Source organism: Streptomyces sp. NPDC002467 (assembly GCF_042889825.1).
Lineage (GTDB): Bacteria > Actinomycetota > Actinomycetes > Streptomycetales > Streptomycetaceae > Streptomyces.
In genome coordinates this window covers 129,471-149,693 of sequence record NZ_JBIARJ010000012.1, presented here as the reverse complement: position 1 = coordinate 149,693, position 20,223 = coordinate 129,471, and the positions used below count along the sequence as shown (strand labels likewise).

Genomic DNA, 20,223 nt, shown 5'->3' with positions numbered 1-20,223 from the left:
CAGGCGCGCCCCGACTCGCGCCGGCGGCCCGGGACCGGCGCCCGGCGCTCGGTCCCGGCAGCCTGCATCGGGAAGACCGCGTCTCTCATCGCTTTCACTCTTTCACCGGATCGCCCCAGGTCAACCACCGCCTCGCCGGACATCCCCGGTTTGTGTGCCCGCTCCAGCCGTTCGTCTGCTCAACTGCCAGTCGTCGCCCTGCCGTTCGACGAACCCCAGAGAGTGAAGTTCGTACAGTCTGCCGATGACTTCATCGGTGCCGGTGCCGGAGGCAAGTGCCAACTCCGCCACCCGCACGGGCCGGCCGGCCGGGAGTGCTTCGAGGACCCTGGCGGTGTCGCGGGCGAGGAGGTCCCGGGCGAGCAGCGGTCCGCGTCGCTCCGGGGCCAACTCGCCCATGGCTCCGACCAGCTCGACCACCTCGGCCGCATCGGTGACCAGCTCGGCCCCGCCCCTCAGCAGCTCGTGCACTCCGGCGGAGAGCCCGCTGGTGGCGGGCCCGGGGACGCCCATGGTGAACCGGCCGAGCTTCTGGGCCTGGCGGGCGGTGACCAGTGAGCCGCTGCGGAGGGCCGCCTCCACCACGACGGTGCCCCGGGTGAGGGCGGCGATGACCCGGTTGCGCAGGACGAATCGGCTGGGGGTGGGATGACTGCCGGGTGGCAGTTCCCCGAGGACCAGCCCCTGGCCGGCGATCCGGCCGAGCAACTCGGCGTGTCCGCGCGGATAGGCGACGTCCGCCCCGCAGGCGAGCACCGCCGCGGTGGCGCCGCCCCGGGCGAGGGCCCCGCGGTGCGCGGCGCCGTCGATCCCGTACGCGGCTCCGGAGACGACCACCCAGCCGCGCTCGGCGAGCCCGGCGGCCAGGGTCTGGGCCATGTGCGCGCCGTACGGGGTGCAGGCCCGGGCGCCGACCACGGCGACGGAGCGCAGCGCCCAGGTCCGCAGGTTCGGCCGGCCCCGCAGCCACAGCCCGACGGGACGGCCGTCGCCGAGGTCGTCGAGCTGGCTGGGCCACTCCGCCGACCCGGGGCACACGAAGCGGCCCCCGTACGCCGCGGCCGCCGCCAGGTCCTTGTGCGGGTCGGCCACCGCCGCGCGCCGCCGGTACCCGGCGAGCCGCTCGGCCCCCACGCCGCCCGGTGCCGGTACCGGGACTCCTCCGTCCCCGTCACCGCCGCTCCCGGTCAGCATCCGTATCAGCCGCACGGCCCCGTACTCGCGCAGCCACCTTCCCGCGATCTCGTCCCCCGGCTCCACGACCCGTGTCAACGCGGCCCTGGCCAGCACCTCCGGTCCGGCCGCGTCGGTCGGGTCGGGGCTCCGGCCACCGGAACCACGCGGCCCACCCGGCTCCCCGCTCCCGTCGCCGGCCCTGGCCCTGGCCCCGGTCCCGGTCATGACCCGGCCCCCATGACAGCCGCGGCACCGCGGGCGATGCCGGTCCTCAGTTCCAGGGCGACGGCAACGTCCAGCGCTTCGGGGCGGTCGCGCCCCCTCAGATCGGCGACCGTCCAGGCGACCCGCAACACGCGGTCCAGCCCGCGGGCGGTGAGCAGGCCGCGTTCCATGTCCCGCTCGGCCTGGGCCAGGGCCCCGGGGCCCGCCCGCCACCGGGTGCGCAGTTCCTGGCCGGGCACCTCGGAGTTGAGCCGCCACGGGGTGTCGGCGAGCCGGGCCGCCGCCCGGTCCCTGGCCTCCCGCACCCGGTCGGCGACCTTCTCGGTGGATTCCCCCCGGCCACCCTGCCCCAGGAGATCGGACCGGGTCACGGGCTCGACTTCCACCCGCAGGTCCACCCGGTCGAGCAACGGCCCGGACAGCCTGCCCTGATAGCGCCTGATCACCGAGGGCGGGCATTCGCACCCGGCCCCCTGGAGGGTGTGGCGCCCGCACGGGCAGGGATTGGCGGCGAGCACCATCAGGAAGCGGGCCGGGAGCCGGACCACTCCGGCCGCGCGGGCGATGACCACATAGCCGGATTCGAGGGGCTGGCGCAACGCGTCCAGTGCCCGGCCGTGGAACTCCGCGGCCTCGTCGAGGAAGAGCACGCCCCGGTGGGCCAGGGAGACCGCCCCGGGCCTCGGGACCCCGTTCCCGCCGCCGACCAGCGACTGCATGGTCGCCGAATGGTGAGGTGCGCAGTACGGCGCCCTGGCGACCAGCGGCTCTCCGGGTGGCAGGATGCCCGCCACCGAGTGGACCGCCGTCACCTCCACCGACTCCTGACGGGTCAGTGCGGGCAGGATCCAGGGCAGCCGCTCGGCCAGCATCGTCTTGCCCGCTCCGGGCGGCCCGCTGAGGAAGAGGTGGTGACCTCCGGTGGCCGCCACTTCCAGGGCGCGGCGCGCGGCGTGCTGCCCGGCCACGTCCGCGAGGTCGGGGAAGTCCGGCACGTCGCCGGCGCCGGAACGGCCCTGGCCGCCGAGCCCCGCCCCCAGTCCCGCCCCCGGCACGAGCAGTCCCGCCGCCATGGGGTCGGGGCGGCCGTGGGTCAGGGTGGTGTCGAGGTCGTCCTCCTCGGGAACGGGCGCGTCCGTCAGGACCGCGATCAGCTGGCGCAGGCTGCGGACCCCGAGCACCGAGACCTCCGGTACGAGCGCGGCCTCGGCGGCACACTGCTGCGGAACCACCACCTGCCGGTACGCGGCCTCCGACGCGGCCAGGACGGCCGGCAGGATCCCCCGGACCGGGCGCACCCGGCCGTCCAGCCCCAGCTCCCCGATGAGTACGAGATCGGCGATCGCGCCGGGGTCGACCACCTCGGCCGCCCCGAGCACCGCCGCGGCGACGGCGAGATCGAAGGCTTGTCAAAGACACATTTAAACGGCCGGGCGTTCCCGGGATTCGCCTTGCGCGTTATAGGGGACGACGTACCCCACTGCGTAGGCGTGCTCGATGTGGTCGTTAAGCTCCCGGACGACCTGCTCAAGTTCGGCGTCCGGGCGGACGGCGATGTAGACCCGGCCGGCCGCCTGTACGGGGATGAGGGCCCGTCCTTCGGGGACGAGCTCAGAGAGGACGACCCGGGGAGCCGTCACGGCTGCGCGATTGGATTCGTCCTCGGTTTCGGTGCGTGATCCCTGCGACATGCAACCCCCTTGGCGCGGCCTACCCCTTGCGATTCGTGCATGAGTTCGAACGTGCAAGCGTATGGGCAGGCTATCGGACAGTGCGCCCCCAGGCGGCGGTTCAATAGTGCCGTATTGAACCGCTTGTGACTACATCCTGCTCAGGAGTACTACGCTGCGTGGCGGTCATACCCGCTGGCATATGCCCGAATCCTTATTCCTGTCGGATGAACGATTCGATCAGGCCCTTCAGCTGCTCACGCTGAGTGGACGTCAGCTTGTCCAGGTCCTTTACGAGCGCGCGGGCCTCGCCGGACTCGGCCCAGACGACATCGATCCCGAGGAACTCGGCGCCGGCCGCATCCTGCACCTTGGGCAGCGGCACTTCGAGGCCGGCGGCGAGGCCGCGCAGCATGGGGAAGTCCGGAGTCTGCACGGGTAGATCCGTGGCCAGTCGATGCAGCCAGGAGGCTTTGATCACCTGCTCGCCACTGTCCGGGTCGATGCAACGCGCGGCAAGTCGCTCGTAGCTCAGCCCGAGCACAGCCTTTCGGTCGCGCACGAGAGACCTGAGCTGAGAGCGCTCCGTCTCGGAACGATCTTGTGCAGCCATGATGGTCATCCTGCCACTCCTGCTTTGGTCACGAGCTGTGGGGTGTCCATGTGGCAGGCAAGGCGGTCCACCTATCCCCCCTATGGGCGCGGGTCTGCCATCCCAGCCGTAGAGGAGAGTGTCCATCCCGCGCAACGGCGCACGCTAGAGCGCACCGGCCAGATTGGCCAAATCCTCACCGGACATCCAAGAGGCTGGACGCGACGTCCAAGCTATGCAATGCTTCATTCATCCAAGCAGTGCAACAACTCACTGCACGAGATGGACGGATGCTGATGTCTGAGCACACCATTCCGCTCTTCCAACTGGTCGACAGGTCTCTGCTGGCCACCCTCATGAAGCGCACCGGTTCCGGCGCCTCCGTGAGCGTGCGGGAACTGGCCACACGGGCCGGCGTCTCCCGCTCCACCGTCGGCAACCTGCTGTCCGGCGAACAGGAGGCCGTCTTCTATCCGGCCGCCTGCCAGATCGCTACGGCGATCGGCGTGGACGTCCTGATCCTGTTCACCCCCACGGGCCGGGCCACTCGGCACTCCAGCCCTTCGCGGCTCCAGGCCGCGGCGTGACCGCCGCCCCGTTCGACCGCGCTGCGGCCCGACGACGGCTCGGCCCGGATGCCGTCGCCGCGATCGAGGCAGTAGTCGCTGCGGCCCCGCCCCTGACCGCGGAAGCCCGCATGCAGCTCCAGGCGGTATTCGCCTCGGCGCCCAAGGCCTCGTCGGCTCCGCCGATGGCGGCCTGACCCGTCGAGAACAACAGCGGGGCCGCCCGGACCGGGCCTGGTCCGTGACAGCCCCTCGGCACACCTCACCAATCGGACAAGAGAGGTACACCGTGAACCACAACCCTAGCCCCACCCCCGTCCCCGTCTCGCTCCCGTCCCGCCCGCTCCCGGAGGTCCCGGTCGAGCTGTGGGTCGACCCGCGGGGCTTCCTGTGGCGGCTCGCCGAGGACGGCCAGGACGGCCGGCTGTTCGTGCCGGAGGCCGTGAACCCGGCGAACTGCCCGCGGATGGTGTGGGCCCGTGAGGCCGAGCTGATCGAGGCCTTCGACGGCCCGCTGACCCGGCTGGAGCGTGCGGCGTGAACACGCGGAGCATCGAGCTTGCCGCGCAGATCATCTGCGCGAGGATGGCCCGCCCGAATGCGGTCCCGGCGACGATCGCGGTCGCGTTGGACGCGAATGGCCTGCTGAACAGCGCGGACGGGGCGGTCGAGCTGCTGGCCCTGCGGGCCCGTGTGGCCGAGTTGGAGGCCGACCTCAACGCCCGAGGCGAGGACCTGGCTGCGGCCGTGGCCGGCTGGGGGCGTAGCCGCGACCGGGTGGCCGAGCTGGAGGCCGAGAGCCCGGCCGGCCACCGGTTTCAGGACGGCGGGGGCCGCACGTGGCGGGCCCGTGGCGGCTCGGTCGAGCTGCTGCAAGCTGTCCGGCCCGCCGAGGACCCGTACGAATCCCCGCTGCACCACGACTACAAGACCGGCCGAGACCTCCCGGAGGTTCCCAGTGTCTGACCCCACCCCTGCACAGGAACCGGGCCTGTCCTTCCGCCTCGACGTGACATGGCTGTACGGGATCCTCCGCGCCGACGCGATCCGCCGGGACACGCTCGTCTCCCTCGTCCAGACGTGGGCCGAGGACGGCGCCCGCGAGGACGTCATCGACCAGCTCGACGCGCTCGCCGAGGCCGTGCAGTCGCCCCGCGAGGGGGAACTCGACGGGCTACTCGAAGCGGTCGAGAGTGCGGCCGCCATGGACGACGCCGAGGTCCGCATCGACCTGCATGCCGCACTGCGGCTGCGGGCCGAGCTGGACGCGGTGATCGCGAAGCTCGCCAGGTTCAACCCCACCCGTGTCGAGCTGCCCCGGCAGCAGGACCGGAGGGCCGCGTGAACGCCTTGGACCGTATCCGTAAGCACCCCTCCGTTGCGGCGCTGCCGGCGCGGTGGCGGCCGGTGTTCATCGAGGCCGACTGCGAGCCGGACGGAATCGCCCCGGCGTGCACCGATGAGGGCCACGAGGACACCGACGGCTCCGTATACGGGTGCTGCCCGGAGCCCGTGATCGAGGTTGCCGATCCCCACGTCGCGGAGTACTTGGCTGCGCTGCTGAACGCAGATCGGGGTGTGGGCCGATGACCGACACCGTGTTGGCCGGGGCTTCGGCCCCGGCCGCCGGGCGGCGGGTCACCCCGACCGGCCGGCTCATTCTCCCCGCGGACGCCGACCGCGCCGACTGGCTCACCGCCCGCCGCTCCGGTATCGGGTCCTCGGACGTCCCCGCCATCCTCGGCGTCGTCAAAGAGCGCACCCCCAGCCACGTCTACTACGACAAGCGCGGCGAACTCCCCGACGACGCCGGAGAGGCTGCGTACTGGGGAACCGTCCACGAGGAACCCGTCGCCCGCGTCTGGGCCATGCGTAACCGGTCCGTCATTCGGCGCGTCGGCCTCGTCGCCCACGAGGACCACCCGTGGATGATGACGACCCTCGACCGGCGCGTCACCGAGTGCCCCCTCTCCGAGGACCGCACGCCGTGCGCGCTGGAAGTCAAGACCCGCTCCGCGTTCAAGGCCGCTCAGTGGCACGCGGGCCCGCCGGACGACGTCCTCGCACAAATGCTGTGGCAGATCCGGGTCAACGGCTACGAGCACATGCACTACGCCGTCCTGATCGGCGGCAACGAGTACCACCAGGGCGTCGTCCGGGCCGACCAGTACGAGACCGTGAGCGCGGACATCGTGGCCGCCTGCGAACGGTTCTGGACCGGCCACGTGCAGGCCGCCGTACCGCCGCCGCTGACCGGCGACGGTGAGGCCCTTGCGGCCATGTTCCGCCGGCAACACCCGACCCGTGCCGGGTCCGTCGACATCGACCGGGACGACACCCGAGACGACCTCGCGGACTACGAGCGTCACCGGCTCGCCGAGGGCACGGCCCGCAAGGCGAAGGCCACGGCCAAGGCCCGGCTTCTGGCCCGGCTCGGCGGTGCGCAGGCCGCGCTGATCGGCGGCGAGACCGCCTACTCCATGGAGCCGACGAACGCCGCGCCGCGCGTCGACTTCGAACTCCTCGCTGAGCGCTGGCCGGACGCCTACGCCGCGTGCGTCGCCCCGAATCCGACCGAGCGTCTCGTGATCGCTCCAACTTACAAGGGGGTCTCCTGATGGGACTCGCAGAAAACGCGGCCGCGGCCGCCGGCCGCACCGTCGCGCCGGATGACCTCCAGCTTCCTCAGACCTTCGTCGATGAGTTCCCGGCCTCGGACCTGTCCGAACCCGACCTCGGAGACCTCAGCAAGGATGCCGAGCCCACCACCAACGCCGTCACCGCGTGGTCCCGGGTCATGGGTGAGGTCCGCTCGATCGGCAAGGTCGAGAAGTTCGACGGTGGCAAGGCCGGACGGTTCAACTTCCGTGGCATCGAGACCGCGCTGAACGCCTTCGGTCCGGCCTGCCGCAAGCACGGCGTCCTCGTCATCCAGCACAAGGTAGAAACGGAGTACCGCGACATCTCCACCAGCGGCGGGAGCCGCATGCGCGAGTGCACGGCCCTGGTCACCTTCCGGATTTACGGCCCCGACGGATCGTTCTTCGACTCGCAGGCCGCCGGTGAGGCCTCGGACTCGGGCGGTCGGTCCACGCCCAAGGCGCAGAGCATCGCCCTCCGCACCCTGCTGATCAACAACGGGTTGGTGCCCACTCAGGACCGGGACGCGGACGCCAACCACTTCGAGCGGGCGGAGCCGATCGGGCCCTCGGCAAAGGAGTACCGCGACGAGCAGCTCGACCCGAAGACCAGCCCGAGCCGGCTGAACCAGATCCGCAACGAACTGCGGTCACGCGGGATGTTGAACGCCAGGGTCACGAACGAGGTCGGCGAGCAGGAGTCACTCGACTCGATCGGTGGCCGGATGTACCGCGAGCGCACCGGCGGTGGCGAGTGAGTTGGCACCTCGGCCGCCTGTGCGGCTTCGACCTGGAAACCACCGGCATCGACGTCGAGACCGACCGCATCGTCACCGCGTGCGTAGTCCAGTGCGGCGGCGGCCAGCCGACCGTCTCCGCCTCGTGGCTCGCCGACCCCGGCATCGACATCCCCGAGCAGGCCGCGAAGGTCCACGGCATCACCACCGAGCGGGCCCGCACCGAGGGCAAGCCCGCAGCCGAGGTCGTCGCCGACGTCCTCGCCGCGCTCGGCCAGGTCATCGCCGCCGGCGTCCCGGTCGTCGCGATGAACGCCCGCTACGACCTGACCCTGCTGGACCGCGAGGCCCGCCGGTACGGGCTGGCCCCGCTTCCCGCCGGGCCGGTCATCGACCCGTACGTCATCGACAAGCACGTCGACCGCTACCGCAAGGGCGGCCGCAAGCTCGTCGACCTGTGCGCGCACTACGGCGTACCGATCGGCGACGCGCACACCGCGGACGCCGACGCCATTGCGGCATGCCGGGTGGCGTGGCGGATCGGCAGTACCCGGCCGGACATGGCCGCGCTGTCTCTGGCGGCGCTGCACGACCAGCAGACCGTATGGGCCGCAGAGCAGGCAGCCGGCTTGCAGGAGTACTTCCGCCGCAAGGACCCGAACGCCGTGGTCCGCGGCGAGTGGCCGCTCATCCCCCACCAGCAGGACGGAGACCAGTGATGCGAGTACGAGACCTCATCCGCCGCTTCCGTGGCGAGCAGGACCGGTCGGCCGGTGTGATCGCGGGCCAGGCAGTGAAGATCCGGGACCTGGAAGCCAAGTTGGAGACGGCTGAGACCGCGATCGTCAAGCTGATGCGGGCCGGACACGGGGGCACCGACGACCAGGTCCGGTTCCTGAAGAAGGAGCTTGAGCAGCGCGCCCGCCTGATTGACCAGCTGCGCGCTGGTGTCGTCGACGACGCCCAGACGGCCGCGCTCCGCTACGACCTCCAGCAGGCCCGCGCAGCGGCCCGCGCCCTGGAGTCCCGGCTCGCGATGCTCCAGGCCGCCAACGATGGCATCTCGCAGGCGGTGGCCGCGTGAGCCTCACCCTGACCCCCGCGGCCGGGATGCCCGCCCTCCCGGCCGCGGGCACCAACCCCGCAGACCTCACGATCGTCGTCCTCAACCACCGGCCCGCGCCGCAGGGCAGCAAGCGCCACGTCGGTCAGGGCCACCTCATCGAGCAGTCCCGGCGGGTCAAGCCGTGGCGGGCCGCCGCCGAAGCCGCCGCGCGAGCAGCCCTGACCGGCGACCCGCTCGACGGGCCGCTGTCCGTCGAGGTCGCGTTCACCGTCCGCAAGCCCGCCAGTGCCCCCAGGACCCGGATCACCTGGCCCACCACCCGCGACAGCGGCGACCTCGACAAGCTCCTCCGCTCCACCTTCGACGCCCTCACCAGCGCCGGAACCATCGCCGACGACTCCCGGATCGTCGAGGTCACCGCCCGCAAGATGCACCCCGGCGAAGGCCTCGACGCCCTCGACGCCCCCGGCGCCGTGATCCGCATCTGGCAGCTCGCCAAGGAGGCGACCCGATGACCCTCATGACCATCAACCCGGCTCTTCGTGCGGACAACTGGCGAGACCGGGCCGCCTGCATCGGGCAGGCCGACGTCTTCCTTCCCCGAGACGAGCGGTACGCCAACCCGGCTAAGGCGCGCCGCATCTGCGGCGGCTGCCCGGTCCGGGAAGCCTGCCTCGCCGCCGCGATGGAGGAGGAGGAGAAGTCCGACCAGTACCGGCGGGCCGGCATCCGCGGCGGCCTCGACCCCCTCGAACGCGCCGCCCTCGCTGGCTGCGTGCAAAAGAAGGTCGCCACCGAGCAGCCGATGCCCGAAGAGCGCGGCGACTACGCCGAGTTGGAACGGGTCCTGCGCGAGGGCAAGGTGAGCGACACGGCCGCCGCCGCGTCCCTGGGATTCAGCCGGAGCACCGTCAGTGCGTTCCGCAGGGAACTGGGCATCCCGGCCTTCCTCGACCGGCTCACCCCGCAGGCAGCGTTCGACCGGGGGGCCCACCCCGTGGCTGGCGGACACGTCGAATGGGGCACCCGGGGTCGTCAGGTCTCCGTGCACGGCCGCACCTACGACCTCCCCCGGCTCGCGTTCCTCCTCGGCCACGGCCGAGAAGCCGAGGGCTCCGTGAAGGTGACGTGTGGCCACGTCGGATGCCTCGCCTGGCAGCACCTCGCCGATCGGGCCATCCGCCACGCAGAGCGTGACGCGTGATCGCCGCCGTCGCAGCTGAGATCCGCACCACGGTCCTCGTTCAGGCGGCTGTGTCCTTCGGGCCGCGGGCCGGCGGGCCTTGCCCGTGCGACGCCCGCGAGACGTGTGGGGCCTGCCAGGTCGACTCGCACGAGTCCTGCCCCGGCTTCCTCATCGACCGCGAGGTCGGTGTGTACGGGCCCGGCCTGGCCTGGCCACCCCGGGCCCGCGTGTTCACGGCCGGACGGACCTGTCGGGCCCGCTGCTCCTGCCGCGCCTGCCACCCGCCCACCCCGCCCACGCAACTAGGGCTCTTCGGATGACCGCCCGCCCCCGCGTCGTTGGTGGCTTGTTCATCGACGCGGGCGAAGGCCGCGAGATCAAGGCCGGGCCGAGGGCCGGAGAGATCCGGTGGGCCCGCCCACCACGCGCCCGCTACGAGTGCCTCGCCTGCCGCTGGGCCTCCGAGACCGTCACCGGCGCCGAGCCCGTCAAGGCGTTCGTCAGTCACATCCGCACCACCCACCGCAACACCTGCACCGGCACACCCCAGGCAGACGCTGCCTGACCCGGGCGCCCGACCCCGACGGGCGCCCACCCACCACCCGCCGCACAGAGGAGACCGTACGTGGAGAACGTCCGCCCCTTCCCGCACCAGCAGGCGGACCGCGACGGCCTCGAAGAGCAGCTCGACGCCGAGCGGTTCGTACTCGGCACCGCCATGAACCAGGCCCACGACATCCGAACCATGCGGGCCGCCATCCAGGGCAGCAGCTTCCAGCGCCCCGCCCACGAGGTCATCTGGTCGACAATCCTCACCCTCGTCGACCGCGGCGACAGCACCCACTACACCGCCGTCATCGCAGAGCTGGACCGCAACAAGGAACTGCGCCGCGCGGGCGGCATCAACTACATCACCACGGTCAACGACTACGTCGGTGGCGGCGACGCCGACCACTGGGCCGGCAAGGTCCGCGAGGCCGCCGAACTCCGCGAGGAAGCCAACATCGGCCGCCTCATCGTGCAGCGCGCCACCGCGCCCGACGCCGAACCCGGCGCAGGCATCGCCGTCTACGAGGACTTCGCCCGCCGGCGCCGCGAACGCGAGGAACAGCAGACCGGCACGGCCGCCAGCCCGTTCCTCGACTGGAACAGCTTCTTCGCCACCGACTTCGGCAAGGTCGAACTCCTCCCCGGCCGCATCCTCGCCCCCGGCCAGCAGATCGCCGTCGTCGGCGAGGGCAAGGCCGGCAAGTCCCTCCTCGTCCAAGAGTGGCTGTGGCGCATGGCCACCGGACAGCCGTTCCTCGGCGACCGCGCACACGCCCCCATCCCCGTCCTGTACGTCGACGCCGAGAACGGGCACGCCGACATTCAGGCCCGCCTCATCTCCTACGGCGCCGGCCCCGACCGCATGGGCCTACTCACCTACGCCTCGTTCCCGCCCATCCGGCCCCTCGACACTCCCGGCGGCGGCCAAGACCTCATGCGGCTCGTCGAGCAGTCCGGCGCCGAGGTCATCTGCCTCGACACCGTCTCCCGGTTCATCTCCGGCCCCGAGAACGACGCCGACACCTGGCTCGCCCTGTATCGGTCGACGCTCCTCCCGCTGAAGCGGGCCGGGAAGTCCTCCATCCGCCTCGACCACCTCGGCAAGGACTCCGAGCGCGGCGCCCGCGGCTCCTCCGCCAAGACCCAGGACGTCGACCACGTATGGGAACTGCGGTCCCAGGGCGGCGGCGCGCTCACCCTGAAGCGGACCTACACCCGTACCGGCATCGGCCCCGACCACTTCGCGATCGTCCGCATGGCCCAGCAGGACGGCGACACCTACCGGCCCGGCGGCACCCGCCACACCCTCATGACCTGGGACACCGAGGACACCACCACCCCGGGCAGCGACGACGACATCATCCGCCGCCTCGACGCCCACGGCGTCCCCGCCGGCGCCGGAAACCGGATCGTCCGCGACGCCCTCGCAGAGCTGAAGATCTCAGCCGGGAACGACCGCATCGCCAAGATCGTCCGTGCCCGAAAGGCCGCCGCGGAGCGTTCCGCAGAACGTTTCCGCGACCCCCTTCCGGAGACGTTTCCCGGAACGCGTTCCCGGAACGCGTCAAGGGACAGTAAAGCCACAGCTCAAACGTTTCCCGGAACGCGCGCGGAAACGCCGGGAACACCCCCCGTTCCCCCCGATTCCCCCCCGGAGGGGGGGAACGGGGAGGGAACGCCGGAACAGACACCGGAACAGACCCCTCTCTGCACCATCTGCGAACGCCCCCTCACCACCGACTGGGCCAACCGCGGATACGACACCCACCTCGGCTGCGACCCACGCACCGGCAGCCACCCCGACGCCGCCTGAAAGGCACCCCACCGTGATCTACCCCAACGGATGCCGCCACTGCGGACTCGACGAACGCGACCACGCCCAACGCTGGAAAACCGGCGTCGGCTGGCACCGCTGGACCGCCCCCACCAACCAACAGCGCATCGACCGCATGCGAGCACGACGAGCAGCACGCACTGCCTGACCGGCGCTCACTCGGTTCCCGCCCTCACGCGCACAAGGAGAAGACCCATGGCGCTCCGCACCTTCAGCTTCGGCGGCGGCTGGCAGTCCACAACCGCGCTCGTGCTCGCCGCCCACGGTGAGCTGGACTACCGCACGTTCCTCATGGCCAACGTCGGCAGCGACTCCGAGAACCCCCACACCATCCGCTACGTCGAGGAGCACGCGGCTCCGTTCGCAGCCGCCCATGGCTTGAACCTTCACCTCCTCGACCGGCACACCAAGGCCGGCGAGGTCGAAACGATCCGACAGCGGATCATCAGCAGCAACGGCAGCCGCCAGACCATCCCGATCTACCTGTCGAACGGGAAGCCCGGCTCCCGCGTCTGCACCCGCGAATTCAAGATCGACGTCACCGGGGCATGGCTGAAGGCCCACGGAGCCAGCCCCGACAACCCGGCCACGGTCGGCATGGGAATCACCCTCGACGAAATAGGCCGGGCCAACCCCAACAAGGCGATGCCGTACGAGCGGCTGGAGTACCCGCTTCTGGAGCTCGGCCTACGGCGCGCAGACTGCCCGGCAATCATCCGCTCTGTTGGCCTGCCCATGCCGCCGAAGAGCAGCTGCGACTTTTGCCCCATTCGGAAGATCCACGAGTGGCAGGACATGTACGAACGCGAGCCCGAACGTTGGGACCGTGCCTGCGAGGTTGAGGACACCATCAACGGTCACCTGGCCCGTCGCGGCCGGCCTCCCGTGTTCCTGACCCCGTACCGGCAGCCCCTCCGCGCACTGTTCCGCCACGGCACGCAGCTCCCTCTGATCGACGACGACGCCGATGCCTGCTCCAACGGCTGGTGCATGACCTGACCGCACATCCGAATCGTCCGCCCTCGCGTACAAGGAGACCCGCCCCATGACCGCGCACCCGCCCCGCACCCGCTGGCACGTCGAGACCTACTACCGGACCGACGCCGTATGGGTCCCCGGCGAGCCTCTCGACAGCCGACAGGCCGCCGTCAATGAGCTCGCCCGCCTCGCCGACGAGTACCCGACATGGCCCGACGGGACCGTCACCGCGCGCCGGATTGTCCTGGAGACGACCACCTACACCGACCTCACCACCGAGCCCGGCCCGTTCCGTCTCCCGAAGGGCGGGTTCGTCCTCACCGACACCAGCGGTCAGGACCTCGCTGCCGTCCCCGGCGAGACCCCCGATGGCTGGCCCGCCGTCCGGCTGGTCGTCGGCAGCTCCGAGGTAGGCCACGCCGAGACCACCGTGCCACTCGACCGGCTGGAGGAGGTCATCGCGGGCATGCGCGACACGGCCCGGCAGGCCGGCGCGCGGTGCGACAACGCAAACTGTGCCGGATCCTGCCCCGGCTGCTACCGCCCGCCCGCCACGGACCGGCCGTGATCACCGTGCTCGCCGCCCTCGCACTCTGGGTCGTCTCCGCCACGGCCATCTGTGCCCTCCTCGCCGCCGGAACCCGCCGCGCCCGCCGTCAGGACCACAACCGAGCCCGCGCACTCCGAGCACGCCAACACGCCGCGTCGTGGGGCCGCCAGCACGACACCCGAAGGAGCAGGCGATGACCGATCCGGCCAAGCCCACGCACCCCTACGTCCACCTCGACGACGAGGACGACGACCGGCCCGTCATCACCGTGGACACGATCGGAGACCTCCTGTGACCAACCAGCCCAGCCGGCACACCGCCGACACGATCACCGACGACCAACTCGACGAGCTGTACGCCCGGATCGCCACCTTGGAGGTCATCGCGGCCGGCAACTGGCGTCACGTGCAGCTCATCGCCTGGAGGCCGCGCTTGCCCGCGCCGAGCAGGCCGAAGCCGCTCTCGCCCGCGTCCGCGAATACTGCGACGGGCTCGGCATCGGGATCGGAACCCGCCGCCGTCCACCCCGTGGCCGCCAACCTCCGGCACTTCCTCGACCAGCCCAAGGAGCCCCGCCCGTGACCCGCCCCGAGAACCCCAACGAGATCAGCAGCGCTCGCCGCCGTGCCGTCTGTAAGTGGCTCGCGGCGAACGGCATCGACACCAACCGCGTCCCGGTCGACTCGATCGTCCTGATCCGCGACGGGGCCGAGGGCCGCGTCATCGGCCACACCGAGTACCAGCGCGATGCCATCGGCCAGCAGTACCGCGTGTTGGTCGAGACCCCGCTCACCGTCGAGCCCCCAGCGGCCTGGCCCGCCTGAACACGCGCGAGGGGCGCGCCGCTTGTCTCCCCAGACCGGCGCGCCCCACAGGTCGTCCCACCGTACCGCCCACGCCCCAGGAGCAGCACGTGACCACCACCGACCGCCGCCTGTACGACATCACCCAACTCTGGGACGACCTCACCGACGCCCTCGACAGCCGCCCGCAGACCTGGCCGCCGGCCGGAAAGGCCGACCTGTTGCGCGCCCTGGACCAGCGGGACGCCGACGAGGTCGCCTACGCCCGGGCGCACGCCGTACACCGCCGCTCCCGCGAACGCGACCCGGGACAGATCGGCGAGGTCGCCGCACCGATCAACCTCGGCGTGTACGACACCATGCGCGCCGTCGAGGCCGCACTCCTCCACCTCGCCGACACCCTCGCCGCCGACGTCCAGCGGCCGGCCACCGTCCCTGCGGACGCCGCGAACCCGGCCCGCTGGCGGTACACAGGCACGCGCACCGCCCCGCAGGCCGCACTGTGGCTCCTCGCCCGCTGGGACGGTGCGCCCGGACGCCTGAAGGGCCGCCCGGCCATCCCGTCCCCGTTCCGGCCCCTCACCGACGAGCACCGCCACCGCATCACGACCGTCGCCGCCGGCGCCTGCACGCGCATCGAGCAGGCCCTCGACCTCGTCGGCCGCGACCGCGTCCTCGCCGAGCCGTGCGGTTGCGGCGGGAAGATCACGCTGCGGGGCGGGGGCGGCGCCGACCCGGTCGCGCGGTGCGGGGCGTGCGGGCGGGTGTGGACCATGGCCGACGCGGCGGCCGCGTAGGTCAGGCGGGCGGCTCCGGAGCCCACACCTCCGGGCCGCCGCCGCGCCACTCGATCGGCGGCCACTCCGCCTCGTCGTCGAGCCCCACGCGGCGCAGGAACTCCACCACGTCGCGCATGCTCTGCGCCGTGCCGAGCGGCTGGTCCTCGCCGTGGACGTGCGCGACCACCCGCCGGCCGCCCGACGGTCCGACCGGGTGGACCACGATGTGCGTGCGATCCGGCATGCCTCCACCCTGCGGCCGGACGTCTCCCGACGCATCCGGACAACACGAAGCCCCCGACCAGCACGGCCGGGGGCTCATGGGGCGTGGCTACTCGGCGGCCCGTGGTTTCAGGTCCGTGCGCTCACCGGGGCGCACTCTGCGGTTGCGGAAGTAGGGCAGGGCGAGACGGTAGTCCACGGCCTTCGAGCTGCCCACGGGCACCACTGGCGGGAAAGCCGGGTCCGTGGCTGCGATCTTCGACAGCCGTTGATGGCTCATCGTCTGCACGACTCCGTCCGCGACGAGTCGCCGCGCCAACTCCCTGAACGACACCATGTCAGGCCCTCCTTCGGGCTCGCTCATGGGCACCATCTTCCTTGACCCTGTTGCCACGTGGCAACAGGGTCGCTACGTTGGATCCAGCACAGCAGAACGGCCCCGGTCGGAGCGCGAACTCCGCCGGGGCCAGCCATCCACCTGCGCGAACAGGACGGACAGCCATGACACACCGTACCCACCCCGCCGAGCAGCACACCGGCGCGGTCACCCTCGAAGGCCTCGTCACGTCGGTGGCCTGCCCGACCTGCCACGTTGCCGCCGGGAGCCGCTGCATCACCCGCTCCAGGAAGCCCGCCACCACCCCGCACAGCCGCCGCTACGACGACCTGGAGCAGGCCGCGGGCATCACCCAGAACCGCGCCGAACGCCGCCTCGCAGCCAACGGCCACTCCTACGGCATCGACCGCCAGGCAGAGGCAGGCCTGCTCGCGGCCTACGCCACCCGCATCGCGCACACGGCCGGCGGCACCCGATGAGCGCCCGCCAGCAGGCCGAGGAAGGCCTCCGCCGCGTCCGAGGGAATGGCCCCACCGACACCTGCCGCGCCCTCCTCCTCCAGGCCGCCGCGCACCTCCGCGCCGATCGGCCCGAGCACGAGATGTGGGAAGCCGTCCGCGTCTACCTCGCCCGCCGCCTCTCCGGTGACCGGTTCCGCGACGATCTCGCCGCCGCCGACGAGGCCCGCGAGCAGTTCCTCACCCACGCGCCCGTGGTCCGCGCCGGCCAGACCCGCGGCGAGTACGCCCTCCTCCTCGACCGCGCCGCCGCCCGCGCCTGACCCACCCCTTGACCGGCGCGGCCCGCGCTGACCACCCGCGCGAGCCCGGCCCACCAAACCCCGGAGCCCCCGTTGAAGCGCCCCAACGCCGAGCAGGCCCTCGCCGCCGGCGCCGCAGCCGTCACCATCGCCCTCACCGCAGCCGCATTCTGGCTGTCCTACGAACACCTCCACGACATCGCCGGAGCCAACGGCCTCACCGGCGCCCGCGCATGGGCCTGGCCCGGCACCGTCGACCTGTTCATCGTCGCCGGAGAGCTCTTGATGCTCCGCGCATCCCTCCGCGGCGCAGTCGACTGGTGGGCCGTCGCACTCGCCGCATCCGGATCCCTCGGCTCCATCGCGCTCAACATCGCCGGCGTCGGCACCGGCGCGCAGCCCATGGAGTACGTCGTAGCCGCAGTCCCGCCGACGGCTGCACTCGTCGCATTCGGCGCACTCATGCGGCAGGTGCACGAGGCCCTGCACCGCATCCAGGCGGCTGCACCCGCAGCCGAGACGTTCGAGGATGCAGCCGAGCAGGCCGTCGCAGTAGCCGCGCTCCCCAGCCTGCCGCAGCCGTTCGTACTCGACCTCGCACCCATGCAGCCGCCACACCCCGAGGTGTGCGCAGCCGCATCCGCCGCAGGTCACGCCCCGGATGCAGTCGCCGTGCTCGCCGACCCGAACGCAGACGCCGCGATTCTCGCAGCCGCACTCGTCGTGAACGCAGCCGCACTCGCCGAGACCGGCCGCCGCGCATCCCTGCGACGGCTGCAAGACGAGCTTGGCATCGGCCAGCGCCGCGCCCAGCGCATCCAGCCGCAGCTACCCCGGAGCGCGTGATGCAGCTCTTCGCACTCGTCGCCCTGCCGCTGCTCACCATCGCGGCTGCACTCTCCCTGACCGCACTCGCGCCCCCGACTGCGCGCCACGCCTACGTTGCACCCGCAGCCGGAACCGTCGCCCTCGCCACACTCGCCGCGATCCTCGTAGCCGCCCTTTGGAGCCACCGATGATCAGCCCCACCCTCGGAGCCGTCCTCTTCGGCCTGATCTTCCTCGTCTGGGAGATCGCCGTCTGGTACCCCGGCATCAAGACCCTCCAGACCTCACCGCTGCCCCACCTCGGGGACCTCCTCCCCTTCCTTATCTGCTGGTCCATCGGCGCCCTCACCGTCATGGTTGTAGGCGGCCTCGTCGGCTGGGCAGGAGACACCGCGCTCTGGGGCCTCAACACCTTCGGCGACGGCATCCTCATCTTCGGCGTCGGCGCCCAGACCGGCACCGCACCCGGCTCCACCAGCGCCCCGCTCACCGAGGGCGGCCTGTTTATGACCGTCCTCGTCCTCGCCGCGTTCATCGCCCGCCGTCGGCGCGGCGCCACCGGATCGAAGTGGCGCGGGTGGCTGTCCGGGGTCGGCCTCGGCCTGACCGGCAGCATCGCCCGGTACGCGGCCGTCCCGCTCGCGTCCGCCGCCAACCTGGCCGGCGCCTGGCTTACCGGGATGATCTCGTGACCCCCGAATACCCGGCCCCGGCCGGGGAGCGAGGCGACAACCGGGCCGCGGGCGGCTGTGTCCTCGCCGTCGCCCTCGCCGCAGGCGGCACGATCGCCTACGCCGTACCCGAGTCCGCCTACTTCGTGGCCGGCCTGCTGGCCACCCGCGCCATCGGCAAGGCGCGCACGTTCGCAGGCCGGTTCCAGCGCCCCAACGAGCAGGCCGCAGCGCCAGCCGTGGACATCGTGGACACGCTCCAGGGCCTCGCCAAGGGCGGTCAGAACGTTCGCCTCACGCAGCTCGCCGAGAAGGCTGGCCTGCCCGACACGAAGGCCGTTCGCGCACTCCTCACCGCCGCCGAGATCCCGATCCGGGACGGGGTTCGAGCCGCGGGCAAGAACGGGCCCGGAGTCCACCACGACGACGTGCCGCCCCTTCCCGCGCCCGAGCAGGGGCCCGCTCTCGGGGGTTGTTTGTGCAGTTCAGGGGCCAACACCAACGCCAACAACGGCCGCCCGGAAGGGGCCGGAGAGGGGTTGTGTGTAGAGCCCATCGGCCAGAGCGGCACCGTCGTCCGGGTCCCGGGCGAGCGCCGCGCGTACACAGTGGAGGCCCACCGTGGGTGACTTCCAGACCACCATGTCCCTCGACGAGCTGCGCCGCCGCAACGAGGAAGCGCAGCGCGCGGCCGCCGAGCAGGCCCGGCAGCAGCAGCCCCAGCCCGCCCCGCCGAAGCCCTGAATCCGGCCACGCGCGAGGGGTGTTGTTCCAGCCATACGAGGCGTAGCGTGATCACCACCTGGAGGGGTCGCGCGCCAACCTCCCACCCGGTGGCGCGCACCTGAAGAGCCCTGCCGCAACGTCCCCCGTGCGGCAGGGCTCTTCCGCACCCGGACGGAGGCCAACCCATGAGCAGAGCACCCGAGACCATCACCGAGATCGCCGCCCGCTACGGCCGCGCCCCAGCCACCATCAGAACGCAGTGGGCTCAAGAACCCGACTGGCCGGCCCCCGTCGGACGCCGCGTGAACGCCCATCTCTACGACCCGGCTGACGTCGACGACTGGCTGGCCCGCCGCATCCAGGGACCCATAGCCGTCGACTGGATCCCCGAAGGCCTCTACTCGTTGCGGGACATCGCGGCCGCAACCGGCCTACCGCTCAGCACCCTTCGGTCCCGGGTGCAGGTGGACCTGCTGCCGCCAGCGGACGACACGTCGGGGCGGCCGCACCTTTGGTTCGGGTCGACGATCGCCGCAGCCATGACCCGCTGCCTGTACCCCCGCCACTGCACCTAGTTGCAAAACGGGCGGCCGTGCCCCATCCTGGGGCCATCTCCGGCGTGCCCGGACACAAGCCCCGTCACCGCGCGGGGCTTTCGCATGTCACGATTCGGACACCGCGCCACTCTTCAGCCACAAAGCCCCCATGATGCGGTGTCAACACACGCCACTTGGGGGGTATTACCCATGCACACCCGCACCGCCGTAGCCACGCTCGCCACCCTCACCGCCCTCGCCCTCACCGGCTGCGGACCTGCCGAGATCACCAGCAAGCCCGACACCAAGACCAGCGCGCCGGCTGCGGACGCGAGCAGCGCCGCCCCCGCCTCGTCGGCCCCCAGCAAGGCGGCCACCGTCGGCGACACGGTCACCCTCAAGGGCAACAATGACGGCGAGCAGCTCGCGGTCACCCTTAAGAAGTGGGTCGACCCGGCAGAGAGCGCCAACGAGTTCAGCAAGCCCCAGGACGGCAAGCGCTACGTCTCGGCCCAGTTCGAGTTGGTCAACACGGGCAGCGTCGTCTACAGCGACAGCCCCGGCAACGGCGCCCAGGTGGCCGACAGCGACGGGCAGCAGTTCCACTCGACGTTCGCCGAGACCAAGGCTGGCCCTGAGATGACCAGCTCTGCGAAGGCCGCCCCCGGCGCCAAGGTTCTCGGGTGGATCACGTTCGAGGTCCCGAAGGACTCGAAGGTCGCGAAGGTCCAGTTCTCGATGAATTCCGGGTTCGCCTCCCAGACCGGAGAGTGGACCATCCCGTAACCCATGCT

The 20,223-nt window shown here is 71.8% G+C and carries 33 protein-coding genes and 1 pseudogene; 28 read left to right on the top strand and 6 right to left on the bottom strand.

Going from position 1 to position 20,223, the window contains the following annotated elements; translation table 11 throughout:
• Positions 1-120: 120 nt before the first annotated feature.
• The 4 genes and pseudogenes from dprA to ACFYYJ_RS24730 all read right to left on the bottom strand — a co-directional run bounded on the left by dprA (position 121) and on the right by ACFYYJ_RS24730 (position 3,693).
• Positions 121-1,401: a DNA-processing protein DprA gene (dprA, locus tag ACFYYJ_RS24745; RefSeq protein ID WP_389135500.1), complete on the bottom strand. Its 1,281-nt coding sequence runs from the start codon at positions 1,399-1,401 to the stop codon at positions 121-123.
• Positions 1,398-2,804, bottom strand: a pseudogene (locus ACFYYJ_RS24740) (YifB family Mg chelatase-like AAA ATPase); the annotation flags it as partial. The gene dprA and the pseudogene ACFYYJ_RS24740, both read right to left, overlap by 4 nt.
• Positions 2,805-2,822: 18 nt before the next feature.
• A complete protein-coding gene (locus tag ACFYYJ_RS24735; protein ID WP_389135499.1) occupies positions 2,823-3,092 on the bottom strand; it encodes a hypothetical protein in 270 nt (89 codons plus the stop codon).
• Between the two features lie 193 nt (positions 3,093-3,285).
• Positions 3,286-3,693, bottom strand: a complete 408-nt coding sequence (locus ACFYYJ_RS24730) for a hypothetical protein (RefSeq protein WP_389135497.1) — start codon at positions 3,691-3,693, stop codon at positions 3,286-3,288.
• A 266-nt stretch (positions 3,694-3,959) separates the two neighbouring features.
• Here ACFYYJ_RS24730 and ACFYYJ_RS24725 point away from each other — a divergent pair, with 266 nt between their 5' ends.
• From ACFYYJ_RS24725 to ACFYYJ_RS24635, 19 genes are all read left to right on the top strand, one after another.
• Complete coding sequence (locus ACFYYJ_RS24725; protein ID WP_389135494.1) at positions 3,960-4,250, top strand: helix-turn-helix domain-containing protein; 291 nt, start codon at positions 3,960-3,962, stop codon at positions 4,248-4,250.
• Positions 4,247-4,426 carry a hypothetical protein gene (locus ACFYYJ_RS24720; protein WP_389135492.1) on the top strand — a complete coding sequence of 60 codons (180 nt, stop codon included), beginning with the start codon at positions 4,247-4,249 and terminating at the stop codon, positions 4,424-4,426. The genes ACFYYJ_RS24725 and ACFYYJ_RS24720 overlap by 4 nt, the downstream gene beginning before the upstream one ends.
• 92 nt (positions 4,427-4,518) lie before the next feature.
• Entirely contained in the window at positions 4,519-4,770 is a 252-nt protein-coding gene (locus tag ACFYYJ_RS24715) for a hypothetical protein (RefSeq protein WP_389135489.1), read from the top strand.
• Positions 4,767-5,195: a hypothetical protein gene (locus tag ACFYYJ_RS24710; RefSeq protein WP_389135487.1), complete on the top strand. Its 429-nt coding sequence runs from the start codon at positions 4,767-4,769 to the stop codon at positions 5,193-5,195. Before ACFYYJ_RS24715 ends, ACFYYJ_RS24710 begins: the two co-directional genes overlap by 4 nt.
• Complete coding sequence (locus tag ACFYYJ_RS24705) at positions 5,188-5,574, top strand: hypothetical protein (protein WP_389135484.1); 387 nt, start codon at positions 5,188-5,190, stop codon at positions 5,572-5,574. The genes ACFYYJ_RS24710 and ACFYYJ_RS24705 overlap by 8 nt, the downstream gene beginning before the upstream one ends.
• Positions 5,571-5,819: a hypothetical protein gene (locus ACFYYJ_RS24700; protein WP_389135481.1), complete on the top strand. Its 249-nt coding sequence runs from the start codon at positions 5,571-5,573 to the stop codon at positions 5,817-5,819. Before ACFYYJ_RS24705 ends, ACFYYJ_RS24700 begins: the two co-directional genes overlap by 4 nt.
• The gene (locus tag ACFYYJ_RS24695) at positions 5,816-6,847 is read left to right on the top strand and encodes a YqaJ viral recombinase family protein (protein WP_389135479.1); all 1,032 of its coding nucleotides are present in this window, start codon (positions 5,816-5,818) and stop codon (positions 6,845-6,847) included. The genes ACFYYJ_RS24700 and ACFYYJ_RS24695 overlap by 4 nt, the downstream gene beginning before the upstream one ends.
• Positions 6,847-7,626, top strand: coding sequence for a hypothetical protein (locus ACFYYJ_RS24690; RefSeq protein ID WP_389135477.1), 780 nt, complete (start codon positions 6,847-6,849; stop codon positions 7,624-7,626). Before ACFYYJ_RS24695 ends, ACFYYJ_RS24690 begins: the two co-directional genes overlap by 1 nt.
• Positions 7,623-8,324 (top strand): 3'-5' exonuclease, encoded by a 702-nt coding sequence (locus ACFYYJ_RS24685; RefSeq protein ID WP_389135475.1) that lies wholly within the window; start codon positions 7,623-7,625, stop codon positions 8,322-8,324. The genes ACFYYJ_RS24690 and ACFYYJ_RS24685 overlap by 4 nt, the downstream gene beginning before the upstream one ends.
• Positions 8,324-8,689, top strand: coding sequence for a hypothetical protein (locus ACFYYJ_RS24680; protein ID WP_389135473.1), 366 nt, complete (start codon positions 8,324-8,326; stop codon positions 8,687-8,689). The genes ACFYYJ_RS24685 and ACFYYJ_RS24680 overlap by 1 nt, the downstream gene beginning before the upstream one ends.
• Positions 8,686-9,186 (top strand): RusA family crossover junction endodeoxyribonuclease, encoded by a 501-nt coding sequence (locus ACFYYJ_RS24675; RefSeq protein WP_389135471.1) that lies wholly within the window; start codon positions 8,686-8,688, stop codon positions 9,184-9,186. Before ACFYYJ_RS24680 ends, ACFYYJ_RS24675 begins: the two co-directional genes overlap by 4 nt.
• On the top strand, positions 9,183-9,875 hold the full coding sequence (locus ACFYYJ_RS24670; protein ID WP_389135469.1) for a WhiB family transcriptional regulator: 693 nt from the start codon (positions 9,183-9,185) through the stop codon (positions 9,873-9,875). Before ACFYYJ_RS24675 ends, ACFYYJ_RS24670 begins: the two co-directional genes overlap by 4 nt.
• A gap of 298 nt (positions 9,876-10,173) precedes the next feature.
• On the top strand, positions 10,174-10,422 hold the full coding sequence (locus tag ACFYYJ_RS24665; RefSeq protein WP_389135466.1) for a hypothetical protein: 249 nt from the start codon (positions 10,174-10,176) through the stop codon (positions 10,420-10,422).
• A gap of 60 nt (positions 10,423-10,482) precedes the next feature.
• Entirely contained in the window at positions 10,483-12,219 is a 1,737-nt protein-coding gene (locus ACFYYJ_RS24660; protein WP_389135463.1) for an AAA family ATPase, read from the top strand.
• Positions 12,220-12,435: 216 nt separating this feature from the next.
• Complete coding sequence (locus ACFYYJ_RS24655; RefSeq protein WP_389135461.1) at positions 12,436-13,239, top strand: phosphoadenosine phosphosulfate reductase; 804 nt, start codon at positions 12,436-12,438, stop codon at positions 13,237-13,239.
• A 46-nt stretch (positions 13,240-13,285) separates the two neighbouring features.
• A complete protein-coding gene (locus tag ACFYYJ_RS24650) occupies positions 13,286-13,786 on the top strand; it encodes a hypothetical protein (protein WP_389135459.1) in 501 nt (166 codons plus the stop codon).
• Positions 13,787-14,059: 273 nt separating this feature from the next.
• On the top strand, positions 14,060-14,350 hold the full coding sequence (locus ACFYYJ_RS24645) for a hypothetical protein (RefSeq protein WP_389135457.1): 291 nt from the start codon (positions 14,060-14,062) through the stop codon (positions 14,348-14,350).
• A complete protein-coding gene (locus ACFYYJ_RS24640; RefSeq protein WP_389135455.1) occupies positions 14,347-14,592 on the top strand; it encodes a hypothetical protein in 246 nt (81 codons plus the stop codon). Before ACFYYJ_RS24645 ends, ACFYYJ_RS24640 begins: the two co-directional genes overlap by 4 nt.
• Positions 14,593-14,681: 89 nt before the next feature.
• Positions 14,682-15,368, top strand: a complete 687-nt coding sequence (locus ACFYYJ_RS24635) for a hypothetical protein (protein ID WP_389135452.1) — start codon at positions 14,682-14,684, stop codon at positions 15,366-15,368.
• Position 15,369: 1 nt separating this feature from the next.
• On the opposite strand, the gene ACFYYJ_RS24630 is transcribed toward ACFYYJ_RS24635, so the two are convergent.
• Together ACFYYJ_RS24630 and ACFYYJ_RS24625 are read right to left on the bottom strand one after the other, a co-directional pair.
• Complete coding sequence (locus tag ACFYYJ_RS24630) at positions 15,370-15,594, bottom strand: hypothetical protein (protein ID WP_389135449.1); 225 nt, start codon at positions 15,592-15,594, stop codon at positions 15,370-15,372.
• Between the two features lie 87 nt (positions 15,595-15,681).
• The gene (locus tag ACFYYJ_RS24625; RefSeq protein ID WP_389135446.1) at positions 15,682-15,909 is read right to left on the bottom strand and encodes a hypothetical protein; all 228 of its coding nucleotides are present in this window, start codon (positions 15,907-15,909) and stop codon (positions 15,682-15,684) included.
• 164 nt (positions 15,910-16,073) lie between these two features.
• On the opposite strand from ACFYYJ_RS24625, the gene ACFYYJ_RS24620 reads away from it, so the two are divergent.
• The 9 genes from ACFYYJ_RS24620 (at position 16,074) to ACFYYJ_RS24580 (ending at position 20,215) form a co-directional block, all read left to right on the top strand.
• On the top strand, positions 16,074-16,388 hold the full coding sequence (locus ACFYYJ_RS24620) for a hypothetical protein (RefSeq protein ID WP_389135444.1): 315 nt from the start codon (positions 16,074-16,076) through the stop codon (positions 16,386-16,388).
• Positions 16,385-16,690, top strand: a complete 306-nt coding sequence (locus tag ACFYYJ_RS24615; RefSeq protein WP_389135441.1) for a hypothetical protein — start codon at positions 16,385-16,387, stop codon at positions 16,688-16,690. Before ACFYYJ_RS24620 ends, ACFYYJ_RS24615 begins: the two co-directional genes overlap by 4 nt.
• A 72-nt stretch (positions 16,691-16,762) precedes the next feature.
• Complete coding sequence (locus ACFYYJ_RS24610) at positions 16,763-17,515, top strand: DUF2637 domain-containing protein (RefSeq protein WP_389135439.1); 753 nt, start codon at positions 16,763-16,765, stop codon at positions 17,513-17,515.
• A complete protein-coding gene (locus ACFYYJ_RS24605; protein WP_389135437.1) occupies positions 17,515-17,688 on the top strand; it encodes a hypothetical protein in 174 nt (57 codons plus the stop codon). Before ACFYYJ_RS24610 ends, ACFYYJ_RS24605 begins: the two co-directional genes overlap by 1 nt.
• Positions 17,685-18,188 carry a hypothetical protein gene (locus ACFYYJ_RS24600; RefSeq protein WP_389135435.1) on the top strand — a complete coding sequence of 168 codons (504 nt, stop codon included), beginning with the start codon at positions 17,685-17,687 and terminating at the stop codon, positions 18,186-18,188. The genes ACFYYJ_RS24605 and ACFYYJ_RS24600 overlap by 4 nt, the downstream gene beginning before the upstream one ends.
• Positions 18,185-18,796, top strand: coding sequence for a hypothetical protein (locus tag ACFYYJ_RS24595; RefSeq protein ID WP_389135432.1), 612 nt, complete (start codon positions 18,185-18,187; stop codon positions 18,794-18,796). The genes ACFYYJ_RS24600 and ACFYYJ_RS24595 overlap by 4 nt, the downstream gene beginning before the upstream one ends.
• Positions 18,789-18,911, top strand: coding sequence for a hypothetical protein (locus tag ACFYYJ_RS24590; RefSeq protein ID WP_389135429.1), 123 nt, complete (start codon positions 18,789-18,791; stop codon positions 18,909-18,911). The genes ACFYYJ_RS24595 and ACFYYJ_RS24590 overlap by 8 nt, the downstream gene beginning before the upstream one ends.
• Before the next feature lie 167 nt (positions 18,912-19,078).
• Positions 19,079-19,468, top strand: coding sequence for a helix-turn-helix transcriptional regulator (locus ACFYYJ_RS24585; protein WP_389135427.1), 390 nt, complete (start codon positions 19,079-19,081; stop codon positions 19,466-19,468).
• A 171-nt stretch (positions 19,469-19,639) separates the two neighbouring features.
• Positions 19,640-20,215 carry a DUF4352 domain-containing protein gene (locus ACFYYJ_RS24580; protein WP_389135424.1) on the top strand — a complete coding sequence of 192 codons (576 nt, stop codon included), beginning with the start codon at positions 19,640-19,642 and terminating at the stop codon, positions 20,213-20,215.
• Positions 20,216-20,223: the final 8 nt, after the last annotated feature.

Excerpts from the sequence above, each read along its gene's own strand:
- dprA (WP_389135500.1), bottom strand. The coding sequence starts at position 1,401 with ATGACCGGGACCGGGGCCAGGGCCAGGGCCGGCGACGGGAGCGGGGAG.
- ACFYYJ_RS24735 (WP_389135499.1), bottom strand. The coding sequence starts at position 3,092 with ATGTCGCAGGGATCACGCACCGAAACCGAGGACGAATCCAATCGCGCA.
- ACFYYJ_RS24730 (WP_389135497.1), bottom strand. The coding sequence starts at position 3,693 with ATGACCATCATGGCTGCACAAGATCGTTCCGAGACGGAGCGCTCTCAG.
- ACFYYJ_RS24725 (WP_389135494.1), top strand. The coding sequence starts at position 3,960 with ATGTCTGAGCACACCATTCCGCTCTTCCAACTGGTCGACAGGTCTCTG.
- ACFYYJ_RS24695 (WP_389135479.1), top strand. The coding sequence starts at position 5,816 with ATGACCGACACCGTGTTGGCCGGGGCTTCGGCCCCGGCCGCCGGGCGG.
- ACFYYJ_RS24690 (WP_389135477.1), top strand. The coding sequence starts at position 6,847 with ATGGGACTCGCAGAAAACGCGGCCGCGGCCGCCGGCCGCACCGTCGCG.
- ACFYYJ_RS24680 (WP_389135473.1), top strand. The coding sequence starts at position 8,324 with ATGCGAGTACGAGACCTCATCCGCCGCTTCCGTGGCGAGCAGGACCGG.
- ACFYYJ_RS24670 (WP_389135469.1), top strand. The coding sequence starts at position 9,183 with ATGACCCTCATGACCATCAACCCGGCTCTTCGTGCGGACAACTGGCGA.
- ACFYYJ_RS24665 (WP_389135466.1), top strand. The coding sequence starts at position 10,174 with ATGACCGCCCGCCCCCGCGTCGTTGGTGGCTTGTTCATCGACGCGGGC.
- ACFYYJ_RS24655 (WP_389135461.1), top strand. The coding sequence starts at position 12,436 with ATGGCGCTCCGCACCTTCAGCTTCGGCGGCGGCTGGCAGTCCACAACC.
- ACFYYJ_RS24650 (WP_389135459.1), top strand. The coding sequence starts at position 13,286 with ATGACCGCGCACCCGCCCCGCACCCGCTGGCACGTCGAGACCTACTAC.
- ACFYYJ_RS24630 (WP_389135449.1), bottom strand. The coding sequence starts at position 15,594 with ATGCCGGATCGCACGCACATCGTGGTCCACCCGGTCGGACCGTCGGGC.
- ACFYYJ_RS24625 (WP_389135446.1), bottom strand. The coding sequence starts at position 15,909 with ATGGTGTCGTTCAGGGAGTTGGCGCGGCGACTCGTCGCGGACGGAGTC.
- ACFYYJ_RS24620 (WP_389135444.1), top strand. The coding sequence starts at position 16,074 with ATGACACACCGTACCCACCCCGCCGAGCAGCACACCGGCGCGGTCACC.
- ACFYYJ_RS24615 (WP_389135441.1), top strand. The coding sequence starts at position 16,385 with ATGAGCGCCCGCCAGCAGGCCGAGGAAGGCCTCCGCCGCGTCCGAGGG.
- ACFYYJ_RS24605 (WP_389135437.1), top strand. The coding sequence starts at position 17,515 with ATGCAGCTCTTCGCACTCGTCGCCCTGCCGCTGCTCACCATCGCGGCT.
- ACFYYJ_RS24600 (WP_389135435.1), top strand. The coding sequence starts at position 17,685 with ATGATCAGCCCCACCCTCGGAGCCGTCCTCTTCGGCCTGATCTTCCTC.
- ACFYYJ_RS24585 (WP_389135427.1), top strand. The coding sequence starts at position 19,079 with ATGAGCAGAGCACCCGAGACCATCACCGAGATCGCCGCCCGCTACGGC.
- ACFYYJ_RS24580 (WP_389135424.1), top strand. The coding sequence starts at position 19,640 with ATGCACACCCGCACCGCCGTAGCCACGCTCGCCACCCTCACCGCCCTC.